The organism is Planotetraspora thailandica, assembly GCF_016863335.1.
Taxonomy (GTDB): domain Bacteria; phylum Actinomycetota; class Actinomycetes; order Streptosporangiales; family Streptosporangiaceae; genus Planotetraspora; species Planotetraspora thailandica.
In genome coordinates this window covers 204,497-223,598 of the sequence record NZ_BOOR01000012.1, presented here as the reverse complement: position 1 = coordinate 223,598, position 19,102 = coordinate 204,497, and the positions used below count along the sequence as shown (strand labels likewise).

Below are 19,102 nucleotides of genomic sequence, written 5' to 3'. Positions count from 1 at the left end.
GGGAGCGAGCCGTACGGAAGCAGGATCGCAATATCAAGCATTGCCTCGACGCCTGGCTGACCACCGCCATGCTCGTCGAGACCACCGAGCGGCTGAAGTTCCTGGTCGCGTTCCGGCCTGGCCTGGTCACCCCCACCCTGGCCGCGCAGATGGCCGCCACCTTCCAGCGGCACTCGCGCGGCCGCCTGCTGCTCAACGTGGTCACCGGCGGGGAAAGCTACGAACAGCGGGCGTACGGCGACTTCCTCGACAAGGACTCCCGGTACGCCAGGACGGACGAGTTCCTGCACATCGTCCGGGCCCTGTGGCGCGGCGAGACCGTCGACTTCGCGGGCGAGCACCTCCGGGTCGAGGGTGCCCACCTCAACCAGCTGCCCGATCCGGTGCCCGACATCTACTTCGGCGGCTCCTCCGCCGCGGCCGGCCCGGTCGCGGCGCGCCACGTCGACGCGTATCTCACCTGGGGAGAGCCGCCCGCGGCGGTAGCCCAGAAGATCGCCTGGGTGTCGGGACTGGCACAGGCCGAGGGCCGTACGCTGCGGCAGGGGATCCGGCTGCACGTGATCAGCCGCGACACCGGCGAGCAGGCGTGGGCCCAGGCGCAGCGTCTGCTCGACGGCATCGACCCCGCCGCCGTGGAGAAGATCCAGGCGGGGCTGCACCGCAGCGAGTCCGAGGGGCAAAAGCGCATGCTGGCCCTGCACGGCGGCCGCCGCGACGCGCTGGAGATCTACCCGAACCTGTGGGCCGGCGTCGGCCTCGTCCGCGGAGGCGCGGGGACGGCGCTGGTGGGCAGTCACACCGAGGTGGCCGACCGCATCGAGGAGTACCACCGCCTCGGCATCACCGAGTTCGTCCTGTCCGGCCATCCGCACGTCGAGGAGGCGTACTGGTTCGGCGAAGGCGTGCTGCCCATCCTGCGCGAGCGCGGGCTCTGGACCCACCCGGACGCCGCCCGGAACCCGGCCGGACCGGCGGCCGTCCCGTTCGCCTCGGCGTCGTCGAGCTGACCGGCCCGATGAGCACGCAGAAACAGGACGCTCCCGCGTCCGAGACGAGCACCGAGGAGCTGTACGGGCACGCCGCCCGGATCCTGCCCGAACTGGCCGAAGGCGCCGCCGACCGGGAGCGGCTGCGTCAGTTGCCGGAGGCGGAGATCCGGCGGATGCCCAGGCACGCCTGTTCACCTTCCGCGTCCCCCGCCAGTACGGCGGGGCCGGGTCGTCGGTACAGGAGGTGTTCCGCTTCATCGTCGACCTGGCCGCGGCTGACTCGAACATCGCGCAGGCGGTTCGCCCCGCCTTCGGACGGGTGGAGGGCCTGCTCGCGGGGCCGGATGACGAGCGGCGCACCTGGTTCCCCCGGTTCGTCGCGGGCGACGTCTTCGGCAACGCGGGCTAGGAGATCGGCGGCGCCAACGGAGCGGTCCAGGCGCGGATCACCGCGCACGGCGACCAATTCAAGGTCACCGGCAGCAAGTTCTACAGCACCGGCGCGCTGTACGCCGACTGGATCGGCACCGTCGCCCTCGACGACGACGGTGAGAAGGTGTTCTTCACCGTGCCGCGGGACCGGGAGGGCCTGCAGCTCGTCGACGACTTCGACGCCGTCGGCCAGCGGCTGACCGCCAGCGGCACCACGAGGCTCGACGACGTCACCGTTCATCCCGGCGAGATCAGCCGGCGCGGCCCGGGCGGCGGGCGTTCCCCGGTGACCCCGTTCCTGCAGCTGTACCTCGCCGCCGTCGAGGCGGGCATCGCCAGGAACGCCCTCGCCGACGCGGTCGCCTTCGCGCGCGAGCGGGCCCGGCCGATCGAGCACAGCGACGCGCGCCGGTCCGTGGACGACCCCTATGTCCGGCACGCGGTGGGTGAGATCGCCTCCCGGGCCTACGCCGCGGAGTCCGCTGTCCTGCGTGCGGCCGCCGCGATCGACCGGGCCTGGGAGGCCGGGTTGCCCGGCGACCTGCTGACCGCCGCCTCGGTGGAGGTCGCCCAGGCGCAGTTCTTCGCAACCGAGGCCGCCCTCAGGTCCGCAGAGCTGGTCTTCGACGTCGGCGGGGGCTCGGCGACGCTGCGGTCGCACAACCTCGACAGGCACTGGCGCAACGCCCGGACCGTCGCCAACCACAACCCGCGCTCCTGGAAGGCCGGTGTCGTCGGCGCCTACCACCTCGACGGCACACCGCCCCCGGTCAACGGCCTGTTCTGAGCTAGGCGACGCTGTCGATCCAGGCGCGGTGCAGCCGGGCGAAGCGGCCGGCGTCCGCGACCAGCCGGTCGGGCGGGCCGTCCTCGACGATCCTGCCGCTCTCGACGACGAGGACCCGGTCGGCGATCTCCACCGTCGACAGCCGATGGGCGATGATCAGAGCGGTCCGGTCGGCGAGGATCGTGCGCAGGGCCCGCTGCACCATGCGCTCGCTGGGCACGTCGAGGCTGGAGGTCGCCTCGTCCAGGATCAGCACGGCGGGGTCGGCGAGGAACGCCCGGGCGAAGGCGACGAGCTGGCGCTGCCCGGCCGACATGCGGCCGCCCCGCTTGCCGACCTGTGTGCGGTATCCGTCGGGCATCGCCGCGATGAAGTCGTGGGCGCCGATCGCCCGCGCGGCCTCCTCGACCGCCTCCTCCGGTGCGTCCGGCCGTCCGAACCTGATGTTGTCGGCGACCGTGCCGGAGAACAGGAAGTTCTCCTGGGTGACCATGACGACGTGGCGGCGCAGGGTGTCCTCGTCGAGGTCGCGCAGGTCGACGCCGTCGAGCAGTACCCGGCCGGCTATGGGGTCGTAGAACCGTGAGATCAGCTTGGCCAGCGTGGTCTTGCCCGCGCCGGTGGGGCCGACGACGGCCAGGGTCTGGCCCGCGGGGACGTCGAGGTTCGTCCGGGCCAGCACCGGCAGGCCCTCCTTGTAGGCGAACTCGACGGCGTCGAACCGCAGCGCCCCTCTGACGCGGTCCGGTTGCCGCGGGCGGGCAGGCTCGGGCACGCCGGGCGCCTCCTCCAGCACGCCCGACAGTTTCTCCAGGGCGGCCCCCGCCGACTGGAGCGTGTTGTAGAACTGGCTGATCTCCTGCATCGGTTCGTAGAACTGGCGCAGGTAGAGCAGGAACGCGGCCAGCACGCCGACCGTGACCGTGCCTTGCAGGGCGAGCCATCCGCCGTACAGCAGCACCAGGCCCACGGTGACGTTCCCGATGAGCTTGATGCCGGGCATGAAGACGGCCACGAGATGCGCGCCGCGGGTGTTGGCGTCGCGGTAGTCGGCGTTGAGCCTTTCGAAGATCTCCTGGTTGCGCGGCTCCCTGCGGAAGGCCTGCACCGCGCGCATCCCCGTCATCGACTCCACGAAGTGCACGATGACCAGCGCGACCGTCTCGCGGGTGCGGCGGTAGGCGGCGCTGGACTCGCGGCGGAACCAGCGGGTGAACAGCAACAGCACCGGGATCGGCACGAGGGCCACCAGGCCGAGGTGCACGTCGAGGACGAGCAGCATGCCCGCGGTGCCGACGAGGGTGAGCACGGCGGTGACGAGCCCGTCGAAGCCCGAGTCGAGCAGCTCGTCGATGGCCTCGACGTCGGAGGTGAGCCGTGCGATGACCCGGCCCGAGGTGTAGCCCTCGTGGAACGACAGCGACAACTTCTGGAAGTGCCGGAAGACGCGCCGGCGCAGCTCCAGCAGGATGTCCTGCCCGATCCTGCCGGACAGCTGGAGGAACGCCTGCCGGGTCAGGGCCTGGAGCAGGGCCGCGCCCACGATCGCCGCGACGATCGCCAGGAGGGTGCCCGGCCCCTGCCCGTCCGCCATGGGGACGATGCCGTCGTCGATGCCGGTCTTCACCAGGTACGGCAGGGCCAGCCCGGCGGAGCTCGACACGACGATGACGCCGGTCAGCAGGCCGATCGCCGCCCGGTGCGGGCGCAGCAGATCGCCGAGCAGGCGGCGCGAGCGGGTGCGCAGCAGGAGGCTGACCGCCTCGGGGATGTGGTCATTGTCCTCGGCGGCGACGCCGCGCCAGGTGCCGCTCGTGTCGCTCACAGCACCGCCTCCTCCGGGTCGAGGTCCGCGTCCTGGGCGAGCAGGGCGCGGTATTCGGGCACGGTGGCCAGCAGCTCGTGGTGCCGCCCGACGTGGGCGATGGTGCCCTCGCGCAGCAGCGCCACCCGGTCGGCGAGCAGCACGGTGGAGGCCCGGTGGGCGACGACGAGACCGGTCGCGTCGGCCAGGATGCGGCGCAGGGCCTCCTCGACCAGTGCCTCGGTCTCGACGTCGAGGGCCGAGAGGGTGTCGTCGAGCACGAGCACCCGGGGTCTGCCGAGGACGGCGCGGGCGAGCGCGAGGCGTTGCCGCTGGCCTCCGGACAACGACATCCCTTGCTCCCCGATCCGGGTGTCGAGCCCCCACGGCAGGTCGTAGGCGAACGCGGCCTGGGCGATCTCCAGCGCCTCGCGCACCTCGTCGTCGGTGGCGTCGTGGCGGCCCAGCGTCACGTTCTCGCGCACGCTCATCGAGAACAGCGTCGCCTCCTCGAACGCGGTCGCCACCACCGAGCGCAGGGCGGGCAGCGTCAGGTCGCGCACGTCGTGGCCGTCGATGGTGACGCGGCCTCCGGTGACGTCGAGCAGACGCGGCACGAGGGCGGTCAGTGTGGTCTTGCCCGACCCGGTCGCGCCGACGACGGCGACGGTCTCCCCCGGCCGTACGTCGAGCCAGACATCGCGCAGCACCGGGCGGTCGGCGCCGGGGTGGCGGAACTCGACGCCTTCGAACCGCAGGTGGCCACGCGGCGCACTGATGACGCGGGTGCCGCCGGTGATCTCGGGGACGGTGTCGAGAACCTCGGTGACCCGGTCGGCCGCCGTCATGGCCTCCTGGCCCATCGCGAGGATGTAGCCGAGGGAGGCCACCGGCCACACGAGCTGGAGCACCAGGGTGGTGAACGCCACCAGTGTGCCGAGCGTGAGCGATCCGCCGGCCACCGCGAGCGCGCCCACCAGCACGACCAGGGCGAGGGTGACGTTCGGCACCACCTCGAGGAAGGTGAAGAAGCGTGAGGCCAGCCGTACCTTGGCGAGCGAGGTGCGGTGGATGCGGCGGGCGGTCACGTCGAACCCGTCGTAGAGGTGCCCGCCGCGGCCGAACGCCTTGATCGTGCGGATGCCCACCGCCGCCTCCTCGACGAAGGTGGCGAGGTCTCCCTGCTGGTCCTGGACCTGCCGGGAGATGACGATGTAGCGCTTCTCGAACCGGATCGACACGATCACGATCGGCACCGCGGACACGGCGACGAGCAACCCGAGCGGCCAGTACATCCGCAGCAGCACGATGGTGACGGCGACGAGCTGGACGATGTTCATCACCAGGAACAGCGCGCCGAATCCGAGGAAGCGCCGGATCGTCGACAGGTCGGTCGTGGCCCGCGACAGCAGCTGGCCCGACTGCCACTCGCCGTGGAAGCTCATCGGCAGTCGTTGCAGGTGGCGGTAGAGGTCGTCGCGAATCGCGGTCTCCAGGCCGATGACCGGGCTCGCCTGCGACCACCTGCGGACGAAGATGAGGACCGCCTCGGCGACGCCGAGGCCGAGGGCGAGCAGGCCGAGCGGGAGCAGCGCCCCCCGGTCGCCGTGGGTGACCGGCCCGTCGATGATCTGCTTGCCCACCAGGGGTACGGCGGTGCCGGCGGCGATGCCGAGCGCGGCCGCCACCCACGAGACGGCGAGGACGCGCCGGTAGGGGCTGAGGTAGGACTTCAGCCGCCACAACGCGTGCCACGAGACCTGCCGCGCGTGTTCTGGATCGTCTTGTGAGAGCGCTGGATCGTCATCTGAAGGCATGGTCGGGCGCAGCACTCCTCACCGGCACGGGGAACAGGGGCGGACGAGTCGCACCTGCCATGCTCGGCCAGCGGATTGACGCGATCAACCGATTTACCACGGCCGCCGGGGGCTCCACGCGATACGGCCACCACCCGAGCGGGTGGTGGCCGTATCGCGGATCAGGCAGGATCAGCGGGTGTTGGAGACCGCGGAGCCGATCGTGTGGACGCGCAGCGCGTTCGTGGACCCGGGGCTTCCGGGCGGCGAGCCGGCGACGATGACGATCTTGTCGCCCTTCTCGCACCGGCCGAGGGACAGCAGCGACGCCTCGACCTGGCGGACCATGTCGTCGGTGTGGTGGACGAACGGCACCTCGAAGGTCTCGACGCCCCAGGTCAGGGCCAGCTGGCCGCGCACCTGCGGATTGGAGGTGAAGGCCAGCAGCGGGATCGGCGAGCGGTAGCGCGCCAGGCGGCGCGCGGTCTCGCCTGACATCGTGAAGGCGACCAGCGCCTTGGCGCCGACGATCGCGCCCACCTCGGCCGCGGCACGCGCGATGGCGCCGCCGGTGGTCTCCGGCAGACGGTCCAGGTGGTGGGTGGCGTGCAGCGTGGTGCCCTCGGCCGCCGTGGCGATGCGGGCCATCGTGGCGACCGCCTCGATCGGGTAGGTGCCGACCGAGGTCTCGCCGGAGAGCATGACCGCGTCGGCGCCGTCCATGACCGCGTAGGCGACGTCGGAGGTCTCGGCGCGCGTGGGTCGCGGTGCGCTCATCATCGAGTCGAGCATCTGGGTGGCCACGATGACCGGGTGGGCCTTCTCGCGGCACAGCTCGATGGTGCGGCGCTGGACGATCGGCACCTGCTCCAGCGGGAGCTCCACGCCCAGGTCGCCGCGGGCGACCATGATGCCGTCGAACGCGTCGACGATCTCTTCCAGCTTCTCGACGGCCTGCGGCTTCTCGATCTTGGCGAGGAGCGGGAGGTGCACGCCCTCCTCATCCATGATCTCGCGGACCACGGCGGCGTCCTCGGGGGCGCGCACGAACGACAGCGCGATCATGTCGAAGCCGGTGCGGAGCGCCCAGCGCAGGTCGGCCTCGTCCTTCTCGGTCAGCGTCGGTGCGCTGACGGCGACGCCCGGCAGGTTGAGCCCCTTGTTGTCGGAGATCATGCCGCCGATGACCACCCGCGTGACGACGCGGGGACCCTCGACCGCGGTCACCTCGAGGTGGAGGCGGCCGTCGTCCACGAGGATCGTGTCGCCCGGCTTGACGTCGCCGGGGAGGCCCGCGTAGGTGGTGGAGACGATGTCCCTGTCACCCGGGACATCCTCGGTGGTGACGGTGAACACGTCACCGAAGCCGAGCCGTACGGGGCCTGCGGCGAACCGGCCGACGCGGATCTTGGGACCCTGCAGGTCAGCGAGTACGCCCACGGCCTGGCCCAGCTCGTCGGCGGCGGCCCTGACCCGGTCGAACACCTCTTTGTGCAGCTCGTGGCTGCCGTGGGAGAGGTTGAAACGGGCCACGTTCATGCCGGCGGCGATGAGCTCGCGTAGCCGCTCAGGCGATGAGGTGGCGGGGCCAAGTGTACAGACGATCTTTGCTCGACGACTCACATACCCCACCCTAATTGGTACAGACCACTTGATAGCCACGACGCACAGAGCTGTCGCCAAATGTTCAGAGACTTCACGCGGCCACGATGTGTCCTGGCACAACAGGCAGAGTGCCATGTCAGCGCCGGTGCGCGCGGCCGATCGCGCAGTTCAGCCTACCGAATCCCCCTTCACCCCCCCGCTCTCCCCACCCCCCCTCCCAAATTTCCCGTGATCATGCAGAAGTTCGAGATCATGCCCGCCCACCTGCGGTCACGCATTTCGTGATCATGCAGAAGTTCGGAGAATGCGGCTGCCACCAGAGCGAACGCCTATCGTGATCATGCACAAGCCCATGCATGATCACGATGGAGGCGACCGCAGGCCGGCGCGCCGATTCACGAACTTCTGCATGATCACGACTCGCGTTTGGCCAGGCCACAACGCATGATCTCGAACTTCTGCATGATCACGGCCAGTGCCAGAGCAGGTCAGGGCGTGTTTCTCGGAGCTTCTGCATGATCACGGCGAGGGTCGGTGCAGGTCGGGGCGTGTTTCTCCGAACTTCTGCATGATCACGCCCAAACCTGCTGGTCCAAGCCCCAGAGCCCCTCCCGAACCCCTGTCGCCTGGGGGCTCAGGGGTCAGGAGGGCAGGGTGGCGGCTTGGGCGGCGTTGGCGATGCCGTGCCCGAAGAACCCGTTCTTGGCCTTGGTTCCGTCGCACACCTGCACGTCGTTCTTGCCGTACTTGAAGACGCGCGGCGACGGGCACGACGTCTGCACCGCAGACGCGTACAGGAGCTTCTCCACCCGGGCGGGATCCATCTGGAGACCGCCCCTGCCTGGCGTGCCGAACCTGCTGATGATGATCGCGGCGACCCCGGTGACGTGGGGCGCGGCCATCGAGGTGCCCTCGAGGTACTGGTAGTACGAACAGGTCCCGCCTGTGCAGTCGCGCACGACCGACCCGCTGACGGGGTTGCCGCTCGCGTCGATCAGGCCGCCGGCCTGCAGGACCTTCGCCGGCGCCGCGGCGAGGATCTCCCTGCTCTCTCCCTGAAGGGCGGTGCCGCTGTCGAAGACGTCGCCGCCGGGCGCCGCGATGTCGGTCTGCTCGGTCCCGTAGTCGGAGTAGACGGCCTTCCTCCCGCTGGGGCCCACAGCCGAGACGGAGATGACGTTGGGCAGTTCGGCGGGCACGTTGAGGCAGGTGTTGTCGACCGTGCGCTCCTTCTCCGCGCCGAGCGGGTAGTCGGGGCTGGCCGTGTCCTTGCCGGGCTTGCCAAGGTCGGTGCCGCTGTTGCCGATCGCGGTGATCATCGTGACGCCGCGCGCGTGCGCGTAGTCGACCGCCCGGCGCATGCCGACGAGGATGCCGCGCTGGGCGAGCTGGTCGGCCCGGGAGTCCTGCGGGTTGGCGGCGCAGTTGTACGTCCACGGGTCGACGTAGAAACTCATGTTGACCACGTCGACGCCCACGTCGGCGGCGTAGGCCAGGGCGTCCATCGTGGGCTTGAGAAAGAAGTAGCCGGAGTCGGTACCGGCGCGCAGGTTGACCAGCGACACGTCGGGCGCGACGCCCGCGACGCCGATGCCGTTCAGCGGCGACCCGATCGTGCTGGCCACGTGGGTGCCGTGCCCGTCGTCGTCCACGTCGGCGGGGTCCTTGCATCCCGCCGCCTCGCAGGGGCCGTCCAGCTTCTTGCCGTTGGGGTCGGTCGGCTGGTCGGTGACGAAGTTGCGGCTCAGCTCCCGGTTGAAGTTGGGCGCGATGTCGGGGTGGTTGCCGTCGACGCCGGTGTCGATGATGCCCACCAGCACCTGGTGGCTGCCGCGCGCCTTTGCGTACGACCCGGTGGGCGTGGCGCCCATCATCTTCATGTCCCACTGGCGGCCGGACAGCGGGTCTCCCGCCGCCTCCTTGGCGTGCCCGGCCTCGCGCGGCGGCGCGTTCACGGGCACGTCGGCGACGGAGCCGATCGGCAGGTCGGGGGTGACGCCCACGATGGCGGGGTCGGTGGCCAGCCGTTCCGGCGAGGCCGCATGCACCAGGAGATATCCCAGCCGGTCGTCCTGTGACCTCACCGTGCCCCCTGCGGCGGTGACGGCGGTGGTCGCGGCGGCTTTGGCGCCGTCGGCGTAGAAGACCAGATAGTCGCCGGATTTAACGTCCGGCATCGAGACGCCGGCCGTTGCGGCACCGGCGAAACCCACCAGTGCGATCGAAAGAAGTGCCCTCGCGACACGCCCCCGCTTGTTCAACGATCCTCCTCCATCGGGCTCCGCACCCCAGCAGGCGGCCGGAAACAACGCCATCCAGCCATATGCAGTGATACTTCCCGTTTTGTACGGCTATCGCCCCCGACCCGGCGTGTCCCCGCGGACTCCCCCGTCCGTCAAGTGACCACGCGCGGATTCGCCGCACCCGTCCCCGGCAGGCGAAACGCGATCATGCACGAGGGACACCATCAAACCAGACCCGCGGGCCCGGCTCCGCGGACACGCCGCCAAGCCGGACCCGGAAACTCACAACTCAGACCCACACCCTTTCAGACCAGAGGACGTGCGGTCGGCGGGATCGCGACGGGCAACGCGGTCACGCCGCTCAGATAGCGGTCGACCGCGGCGGCGGCCGAGCGCCCCTCCGCGATGGCCCACACGATCAGCGACTGCCCCCGGCCCATGTCGCCGGCGGCGAACACGCCGTCCACCGCCGTCTCGTACGACCTGCCCCTGGCGACGTTGCCGCGGGCGTCGAAGAACGAGGCGGGGTCGCCGGCGAGCTCGGCCAGGTCGCCCAGCAGCCCGCCCTTCTCCGGCCCGACGAAGCCCATGGCGAGCGTGACCAGCCCGGCGGGGATCTCCCGCTCGGTGCCGGGGATCGGAGTGAAGCCCGTCGCCGGCCCCTCGACGTCGACCACGCGCAGCGCGGTGATGTTGCCCTCGGCGTCGCCCACGAACTCCTGCGTGGAGACGGCGTAAACGCGGTCGCCTGCGCCGGCCTCCAGTTCCTCGTGGGCGCTTTCCATCTTGAACAACATCGGGTAGGTCGGCCACGGCTGGGTGCCCGGCCGGCTCTCCGGCGGCCTCGGCATGATCTCCAGCTGGGTGACCGACGCGGCGCCCTGGCGGATCGCCGTGCCGATGCAGTCGGCGCCGGTGTCGCCGCCGCCGATCACGACGACGTGCTTGCCCTCCGCCGAGTGCGGAGACTCCGCGATGTCGCCCTGCTGCACCCGGTTGGCATGCGGGAGATACTCCATCGCCTGGAGCACCCCGCCCAGGTCGCGGCCCGGCATCGGCAGGTCGCGCCACGCGGTGGCGCCCCCGGCGAGCACGATCGCGTCGAACTCCGCCCTGAGCTCGGCGACGGTGACGTCCACGCCCACGTTCACCGAGGTGCGGAACCGGGTGCCCTCGGCCTCCATCTGCTCGACGCGGCGGTCGATGTGCCGCTTTTCCATCTTGAACTCGGGGATGCCGTAGCGGAGCAGCCCGCCGATGCGGTCGGCGCGCTCGAACACGGTCACGTCGTGTCCCGCCCGGGTGAGCTGCTGGGCGGCGGCCAGGCCCGCGGGGCCTGAGCCGACGACGGCGACGCGGCGGCCCGTCCTCTCCGACGGCGGCTGGGGGGTGACCCAGCCCTCGGCGAACGCCCGATCGATGATCTCCACCTCGACGCGCTTGATCGCGACGGGGTCGGAGTTGATGCCGAGCACGCACGCCGCCTCACACGGGGCGGGGCACAACCGCCCGGTGAACTCCGGGAAGTTGTTGGTGGCGTGCAGGCGTTCGATCGCTTCGCGCCAGTCGTCCCTGAACACCAGGTCGTTCCATTCGGGGATGAGGTTCCCCAGCGGGCAGCCGTTGTGGCAGAACGGGATGCCGCAGTCCATGCAGCGGGCCGCCTGCTGCGCCACCGCCGGGCGGGGGAAGTCCTCGTAGACCTCCCGCCAGTCGCGGATGCGCACGTCGACGGGACGGCGCGCCGGCAGCTCACGCCCGTGCTTCAAGAAACCCTTCGGGTCGGCCATCTCGTGTGCCCCTTATCCGTGCGCGGCGGCCATGACGGCCTCGTCGATGTCCCGGCCCTCGGCCTCGGCGGCGGCCCGCGCGCGCAGGACCCGCTTGTAGTCCGACGGCATGACCTTGCCGAACCTGCCCAGAGCGGCCTCCCAGTCGGCCAGCAGGTTCTTGGCGACGGTGGAGCCCGTCTCGGCGAAGTGCTTTTCGACGATCTCCCTCAGGAATTCGGCGTCGGCGTCCGCCAGCGGCTCGACCTCGACCATCTCGCGGTTGATCCGCTCGGGCCTGATGTCGAGCAGGTAGGCGATGCCGCCCGACATGCCGGCCGCGAAGTTGCGCCCGGTAGGGCCGAGCACGACGGCCCGGCCGCCGGTCATGTACTCGCAGCCGTGGTCGCCGACGCCCTCGACCACCGCCGTGGCACCGGAGTTGCGCACGCAGAACCGCTCGCCGACGACGCCCCTGACGAACACCTCACCGGAGGTCGCGCCGTACAGGCCGACGTTGCCGGAGATGACCTGCGTCTCGGCCGCGAACGGGGAGTCGGAGTGAGGCCGGACGACCAGGCGGCCGCCGGACAGGCCCTTGCCCAGGTAGTCGTTGGCGTCGCCGGTCAGCCGCAGCGTGATGCCGCGGGGCACGAACGCGCCGAACGAGTTGCCCGCCGACCCGGTGAACGACACGTCGATCGTGTTGTCGGGCAGGCCCGCCCCGCCGTACCGCCTGGTCACCTCGTGGCCGAGCATGGTCCCGACCGTACGGTTGACGTTGCGGATGGGCAGGTCGAGCGTCACCCTGTCGCCGAGCTCCAGCGCGCCCTCGGCGAGCTGGATGAGGGTGTTGTCCAGGGCCTTGTCGAGGCCGTGGTCCTGCTCGACGACCCTGTGCAGCGGGGTGCCCGCGGGCAGGTCCGGCTGGTGGAGGATCGGCGACAGGTCGAGCCCGGCGGCCTTCCAGTGGTCGACGGCCCGGGTGGTGTCGAGCATCTCGGCGTGGCCGACGGCCTCCTCGATGGAGCGGAAGCCGAGCTCGGCGAGGTACTCGCGCACCTCCTGGGCGATGAACTCGAAGAAGTTGACCACGAACTCGGGCTTGCCGGTGAAGCGCTTGCGCAGCTCGGGGTTCTGCGTGGCAACGCCGACCGGGCAGGTGTCGAGGTGGCAGACGCGCATCATGACGCAGCCGGAGACGACCAGCGGCGCGGTGGCGAAGCCGAACTCCTCGGCGCCGAGGAGGGCGGCGATGACGACGTCCCTGCCAGTCTTCAGCTGGCCGTCGGCCTGGACGACGATGCGGTCGCGCAGCCCGTTGAGCAGCAGCGTCTGCTGGGTCTCGGCCAGGCCGAGCTCCCAGGGCGCGCCGGCGTGCTTGAGCGAGGTGAGCGGCGAGGCGCCGGTGCCGCCGTCGTGGCCGGAGATCAGCACGACGTCGGCGTGGGCCTTGCTGACGCCCGCGGCCACGGTCCCGACCCCGACCTCCGCGACCAGCTTCACGTGGACGCGGGCACGCGGGTTGGAGTTCTTCAGGTCGTGGATGAGCTGGGCCAGGTCCTCGATCGAGTAGATGTCGTGGTGCGGCGGCGGCGAGATGAGGCCGACGCCGGGCGTGGAGTGCCGGGTCTTGGCGATCCACGGGTAGACCTTGTGGCCGGGCAGCTGGCCGCCTTCACCGGGCTTGGCGCCCTGGGCCATCTTGATCTGCAGGTCGTCGGCGTTGACGAGGTACTCGCTGGTCACGCCGAAGCGGCCGGAGGCCACCTGCTTGATCGCCGACCGCCGTTCCGGGTCGTGCAGCCGCTCGGGGTCCTCGCCGCCTTCACCGGTGTTCGACTTGGCGCCGAGCCGGTTCATGGCGATGGCGAGGGTCTCGTGCGCCTCCATCGAGATGGAGCCGTACGACATCGCCCCGGTGGAGAACCGCTTGACGATCGACTCGACCGGCTCGACCTCCTCGATCGGGACGGGCGTGCCCGGGCGCAGCTTGAACAGGCCCCGCAGGGTCATGAGCTGCTCGGCCTGCCCGTCGACGAGCGAGGTGTACTCCTTGAAGATGCCGTACTGCCGGGTCCGGGTGGAGTGCTGCAGCTTGAAGACCGTCGTCGGGTTGAACAGGTGCGGCTCGCCCTCGCGCCGCCACTGGTACTCGCCGCCGACCTCCAGCCTGCGGTGGGCGTTCTCGGCGCGCGGGTAGGCGTGGGCGTGCCGCCCCAGGGCCTCGCGGGCGAGCACGTCGAAGCCGACGCCGCCGAGCCGCGAGGTCGTCCCGGTGAAGCACTGGTCGATGACCTCGGCGCCCAGCCCGAGCGCCTCGAAGATCTGCGCGCCGGTGTAGGAGGCGACCGTGGACACGCCCATCTTGGACATGACCTTCAGCACGCCCTTGCCGTACGCCTTGATGAGGTTGCGCACGGCCTTGCGCGGCTCGAGGTCGAGATAGCCGGTGGCTGCCTCTCCGGCGATCTCATGCCGACTTCTGAGACCGCTGCACAGGTCCTCGGCGGTCTCCAGCGCGAGGTAGGGGTTGATGGCGCTGGCGCCATAACCGATGAGCAGGGCCATGTGGTGGCACTCGCGGGCCTCGCCGGTCTCGAGCACGAGCCCGACCCGGGTGCGGGTCTTCTCCCGGATGAGGTGGTGGTGCACCGCGCCGGTGAGCAGCAGCGACGGGATCGGCGCCTTGTCACGGGAGGAGCCCCGGTCGGACAGCACGATGATCCTCGCGCCGTCCCTGATCGCCTGGGACACCTCCTGGCGGATCTCCTCCAGCCTGCGGGTGAGGGCCTCTCCGCCGCCGGCGACGTCGAACAAGCCGGACACGACGTGCGGCTGGAAGCCGGGCAGCGCGCCCTCGTCGTTGATGTGGACGATCTTGGCCAGCTCGTCGTTGTCGATCACCGGGTACGGCAGGACCAGCCGCCGGCACGAGGCCGGGCCGGGGTCGAGCAGGTTGCCCTCCGGGCCGATGGTCGACTGCAGCGAGGTGACGAGCTCCTCGCGGATGGCGTCGAGCGGCGGGTTGGTGACCTGGGCGAACAGCTGGCTGAAGTAGTCGAACAGCAGCCGCGGCCGGTCGCTGAGCACGGCCACGGGGGTGTCGGTGCCCATCGAGCCGATCGGCTCGGCGGCCGTCCTGGCCATGGGGGCCAGAATGATCCGCAGCTCCTCCTCGGTGTACCCGAAGGTCTGCTGCCGCCGCACCAGCGCCTCGTGCGTGGGGTGCTCGTGCTCGCGCTCGGGCAGCTCCTCGAAGCGCACCAGCCCCGCGTGCAGCCAGTCCCCGTACGGCTCGGCCGCGGCGAGCTCGGCCTTGATCTCGTCATCTTCGATGATCTTGCCGCGGGCGGTGTCGATGAGGAACATGCGGCCAGGCTGGAGGCGGCCCTTGCGGACGACCTTCTCCGGGGCGATGTCGGCGAGCACGCCGGCCTCGGAGGCGAGCACGACCAGCCCGTCGTCGGTGACCCAGAACCGCCCGGGGCGCAGGCCGTTGCGGTCGAGCACGGCCCCGACCAGGGTGCCGTCGGAGAACGTGATCGACGCGGGGCCGTCCCACGCCTCCATCAGGGTCGAGTGGAACTCGTAGAAGGCCCGCCGCGCCGGGTCCATCTCGGTGTGGTTCTCCCACGCCTCGGGGATCATCATCAGCACGGCGTGCGGCAGTGACCGGCCGCCCAGGTGGAGCAGCTCCAGCGTCTCGTCGAAGGACGCGGTGTCGGAGCCGTCCGGGTCGCAGATCGGGAACAGGCGCTCCAGATCGCCGGGGATCAGGCCGGTGGCCAGCATGGCCTCGCGGGCGCGCATCCAGTTCCTGTTGCCCTTGACCGTGTTGATCTCGCCGTTGTGGGCGATGTAGCGGTACGGGTGGGCCAGCGGCCAGGAGGGGAACGTGTTGGTGGAGAAACGCGAGTGCACCAGCGCGATCGCGGTGGCGTAGCGCTCATCGGACAGGTCGGCGAAGAACGGCTCGACCTGCAGCGAGGTCAGCATGCCCTTGTAGACGATGGTCCGGCTCGACAGCGAGGCGAAGTAGACGTCGGCCTCGTGCTCGGCGCGCTTGCGGAAGGCGAAGACCAGCCGGTCGAGGTCGATGCCTGTCTCCCCGCCGGGTGAGGAGACGAACAGCTGCCGGAAGGCCGGCATCACCGCACGCGCGCTCGCGCCGGGAAGACCCTTGTCGACGGGCACGTCGCGCCAGCCGAGCACGGTCATGCCCTCTTCTGCGGCGATCTCCTCGATGAGGCCGATCGCGATGTTCCTGGCCTCCTCGTCGAACGGGAGGAAGGCCATGCCCGCGGCGTAGGCGCCCTCCTGCGGAAGCGGGAAACCGACGACCGCCTTGAAGAACGCGTCGGGAATCTGAGTGAGGATGCCCGCTCCGTCACCGGTGTCGGGCTCGCTCCCGCTCGCCCCGCGGTGGTCGAGGTTGCGCAGCGCCGTGAGCGCCTTGGCGACGATGTCGTAGCTCCTGCGGCCGGCGACGTCGGCCACCATGGCGACGCCGCAGGCGTCGTGCTCGTTCGCGGGGTCATAAAGGCCCTGGGGCTCCGGAAAGCCTCTGGGCGAGCCAAGGCGGGCAGCAGGCATCTAGTCACTCCCGTCGTCATCATCTGCTCGAAACAGAGGGACGACGTTGGCCCTGCTGCAATTATGGTACGTAGAGATTACCGCACCCTGCCGGAATAGTGCCCCTCGGTCCGCTTCGCGAATCTTCACTGGTTAACACGATGGATACAGTTGCCGCATGGCGGCTCATGAGGCGATCGATCGGCTGTTGGCGGAGGCGGGCGTGGACAGCCGGCGCCTCCGGAGGGTGCTGGCACTTCTCGGTGACGGCGACTGGTGGACCCTCGCCGATCTCGTCCGCGCGACCGCGACGTCGCGGCGATCCGTCGAGGCGCTGCTGCGTGAGCTCGTCCTTGAGCGCGCCGGCGAGCGTTTCCGGATCCCGGTCGATCTGGCCGAACGCTATAACAACGCCTTAGGCTCCGATATTTCGGATCTAGCCGATCCGGTCGGCGCGCTCGTCGCCGGGCACGCCGAGACCCTCGCCCGGCTGGAGGAGCTGATCGCCAAGGCGCCCCGCGGACGCCACACGCTCGATCACGTCGCCGCGACGGCCGACACGGTCCTGCGCCGGGCCCTGCTGCTGGGCGCCCGCTTCTGGCTGCCCGGGGCCCGCCTGCTCTGCGTCGGCGACCACGACCTGACCTCCCTGGCCGTACGGATGCTCCACCCCGAGGTCGAGGTGACGGTCGTCGACCTCGACGAGCGGATCCTCGCCTACATCGACGAGCAGGACCTCGGCGTGCGCACCCGCTGGGCCGACCTGCGCCTGGGCCTGCCCGCGTCGGCGCGCGGCCAGGCCGACCTGGCGATCACCGACCCGCCGTACACGCCCGCGGGCGTCGGCCTCTTCCTGGCGAGGGCGGCGGAGGGCCTGCGCGACCGGGAGCGGGGCCGGATCCTACTGGCCTACGGCGCCTCCGAACGCACCCCCGCCCTCGCCCTCAAGGTGCAGGGCGCCGTCTTCGACCTCAATCTCCTCATCGAGGCGATGTTCCCCGACTTCAACCGGTACGACGGGGCCGAGGCGATCGGCAGCGCGGCCGACCTCTACGTGCTGCGGCCGACCACCAAGACGTGGCCCGCCGTCGCCTCCCGAGTCGACAGGCTCGCCACCGCGATCTACACACAGGGCCCCCAGGCGGTCGAGGCCGACGCGGGCCTGCCCGGGCCCCAGGCCGCCGAGGCCGCCACGGCGGGCCTGTCCCCCGCCCTGCTCGCCGGGGACTGGCCGCACGACCTGCTGCCCAAGGTGCCGCGGACCAGGCTGACCACGCTGCTGGCCAAGCCGTACGCGGCCGCTCCCGAGCGGGTGGCCGTCGCCGTGCCGGCAGGGCTGGAGGCCGCCCTCCCCCGGCTGCTGCTCGCCACCCGCGCCCGGCACGTGCGGGTGCTGCTCGCCGCCGAACCCGGCGACCTGCCCGCGCTGATCTCACCGCTTGCGGACGTCTACGAGATCTCCCGCGGGACCGGTGCGGCCGGCGTGGTCCTCGACGCCGTACGGCTTCCGCCTCCGGACGCCCCGGCGGCGCGGATCGTGCGGCGCATCCTCGACAGCGCCCACGGCAAGGTCGCCAACGCCTGGCGCGAGGGGCTCACCGAGACGGCCGGGCTGACCAAGAGGGAGGCCAGGACGGCCGTGGAGCGCGCCGCGCCGTGGGCGGGCGACCTCACCGCCCTGGAGCTACCCCTCCACCGCCTCGCCGCGTTGCCCTCGGCCGTCGCCCGCAGCCTGGACGCGGCCGCCGTACAGGACCGGTAGCCCGGCGCAGGACCGGGAGGGGGCCGCACGGCCGCCGTCCCTCCTGCCACGGGGCCCGATCAGCCCGTCGGGGCCTGCTCCGCACCGCCTCCTGACGCCCCGCCGGGCGCCTGTTCCAGCGGGGGTTGCCCGCCGGAACCGGGGTCTGCCGGAGGCGCCTCGCGCTGCGGGGCCGTGTCGTCGCCCTGATCATCGCCCGCAGGGGCGTTGGGCACTCCCGCGACCGCGACGACGCGGCGATACAACGCCTTCTCCGTGTCCCGTACGGCAAGGCCGAGCATGACGAAGTCGTCCTTGGGGCCGGGCTCGGCTCCGTCGGCGCGGCCGATCCACGACAGGCCCACGAAGTGGCCCATCGCCTGGCCGCTGGCCTCGGTGTATCCCTGGAATCCCGCCTTGGCGGGATCGAGCGGGCGCACCCACGCGTTCTGGCTCACGCCCTTCAGGTCGTCGACGAGGTTGTCGGCCGCCTTGACGTCGGAGAGGTTGAACAACGTGTACTGGGCGACGTAGGTGCCGTCGGCGGTCGTGTAGAGCCCCCGCACCGCCTCCTGGCAGTCCGCGGCGGCGAGCCGGCGGGCGAGGTCGCTCCCCCAGACGACGTCGGCGCACGACTTGTCGAGGCGGGTCCCGACCCGCTTGAGGGCGATCTTGCCTTCGCTGAGCGTCTTGGTGCCGAAGACCTCCTTGGCGGTCAGCGGCGCCTTGTCGGCCGAACGGTCGGCGATCGGGCCGAACTGCTTCGGCGACGACCAAGCCTCGTACGCCGCCGGCCTCGCCTGCCCGAAGGGGTCGGAGGAGGGCTCCTCCGGCACGGTCGAGCCCCCCGCTATCGAGTTGGCCAGCAGGACGAGCCCGACCGCCGTGGCGAGGCCTGCGGTGACCGAACCTGTCCACACCAGCACCCGCCGCTGGCTGTCCGACATCCTCGGCTCGGACAAGGGAGCCCACTCGTCGCGCTTCCCCCGGCCGCGGCGCGACCTGCCGCCTTCGCCGGATTCCCTGGCCTTCCGGGGTTCCGGGGCTCGCGGTGGCGCCTCCGCCTGCGGCGGTTCCTGCCAGGATTGGCCGGTCGGGTATCCCGGCGGCTGCCCGGTCGCGTCCTGCTGCCGCGCCGCCCTCCGGGAGCCGCGTCCCTCGCGGGGCCGGAACTCGCCTCCCGGCGCCCCGTCCACGGGGGGATGACTGTCGTCACGCGACTCCCAGTGGTCGCGGGGTTCCCAGCCGACCTGGAACCCCCTCCCGTCGGCGAGGTCCCGCTCGTCCGCAGCGGCGTACCCGCGCGCGTCCTCGGGGAGATCCGCGCGCATCCGAGGCTCCGCGCGGCGCTCGCCGCG

General features: G+C 71.2%; 10 protein-coding genes and 1 pseudogene. 4 read left to right on the top strand and 7 right to left on the bottom strand.

Going from position 1 to position 19,102, the window contains the following annotated elements; all coding sequences use genetic code 11:
* Positions 1-41: 41 nt before the first annotated feature.
* From Pth03_RS11925 to Pth03_RS11915, 3 genes and pseudogenes are all read left to right on the top strand, one after another.
* Positions 42-1,010 (top strand): annotated as a pseudogene (locus Pth03_RS11925) (LLM class flavin-dependent oxidoreductase); the annotation flags it as partial.
* Positions 1,011-1,236: 226 nt separating this feature from the next.
* Positions 1,237-1,401 (top strand): hypothetical protein, encoded by a 165-nt coding sequence (locus Pth03_RS11920; RefSeq protein ID WP_203944239.1) that lies wholly within the window; start codon positions 1,237-1,239, stop codon positions 1,399-1,401.
* A gap of 147 nt (positions 1,402-1,548) precedes the next feature.
* On the top strand, positions 1,549-2,211 hold the full coding sequence (locus Pth03_RS11915) for an acyl-CoA dehydrogenase family protein (RefSeq protein WP_203944238.1): 663 nt from the start codon (positions 1,549-1,551) through the stop codon (positions 2,209-2,211).
* 1 nt (position 2,212) lies between these two features.
* Here Pth03_RS11915 and Pth03_RS11910 read toward each other — a convergent pair whose 3' ends face one another.
* The 6 genes from Pth03_RS11910 to gltB all read right to left on the bottom strand — a co-directional run bounded on the left by Pth03_RS11910 (position 2,213) and on the right by gltB (position 16,024).
* A complete protein-coding gene (locus Pth03_RS11910; RefSeq protein ID WP_203944237.1) occupies positions 2,213-4,036 on the bottom strand; it encodes an ABC transporter ATP-binding protein in 1,824 nt (607 codons plus the stop codon).
* Entirely contained in the window at positions 4,033-5,832 is a 1,800-nt protein-coding gene (locus Pth03_RS11905) for an ABC transporter ATP-binding protein (protein WP_203944236.1), read from the bottom strand. Before Pth03_RS11905 ends, Pth03_RS11910 begins: the two co-directional genes overlap by 4 nt.
* Before the next feature lie 171 nt (positions 5,833-6,003).
* Complete coding sequence (gene pyk, locus Pth03_RS11900) at positions 6,004-7,434, bottom strand: pyruvate kinase (protein ID WP_203944235.1); 1,431 nt, start codon at positions 7,432-7,434, stop codon at positions 6,004-6,006.
* Positions 7,435-8,057: 623 nt separating this feature from the next.
* Positions 8,058-9,593 (bottom strand): S8 family peptidase, encoded by a 1,536-nt coding sequence (locus Pth03_RS11895; protein ID WP_203944234.1) that lies wholly within the window; start codon positions 9,591-9,593, stop codon positions 8,058-8,060.
* Between the two features lie 371 nt (positions 9,594-9,964).
* Positions 9,965-11,449 (bottom strand): glutamate synthase subunit beta, encoded by a 1,485-nt coding sequence (locus Pth03_RS11890; protein WP_203944233.1) that lies wholly within the window; start codon positions 11,447-11,449, stop codon positions 9,965-9,967.
* Between the two features lie 12 nt (positions 11,450-11,461).
* A complete protein-coding gene (gltB, locus tag Pth03_RS11885; protein ID WP_203944232.1) occupies positions 11,462-16,024 on the bottom strand; it encodes a glutamate synthase large subunit in 4,563 nt (1,520 codons plus the stop codon).
* 157 nt (positions 16,025-16,181) lie between these two features.
* Between gltB and Pth03_RS11880 the strand changes: the two genes are divergently transcribed.
* Positions 16,182-17,765 (top strand): bis-aminopropyl spermidine synthase family protein, encoded by a 1,584-nt coding sequence (locus Pth03_RS11880; protein ID WP_203944231.1) that lies wholly within the window; start codon positions 16,182-16,184, stop codon positions 17,763-17,765.
* Positions 17,766-17,824: 59 nt separating this feature from the next.
* On the opposite strand, the gene Pth03_RS11875 is transcribed toward Pth03_RS11880, so the two are convergent.
* Positions 17,825-19,075 carry a hypothetical protein gene (locus tag Pth03_RS11875; RefSeq protein ID WP_203944230.1) on the bottom strand — a complete coding sequence of 417 codons (1,251 nt, stop codon included), beginning with the start codon at positions 19,073-19,075 and terminating at the stop codon, positions 17,825-17,827.
* Positions 19,076-19,102 lie beyond the last annotated feature (27 nt).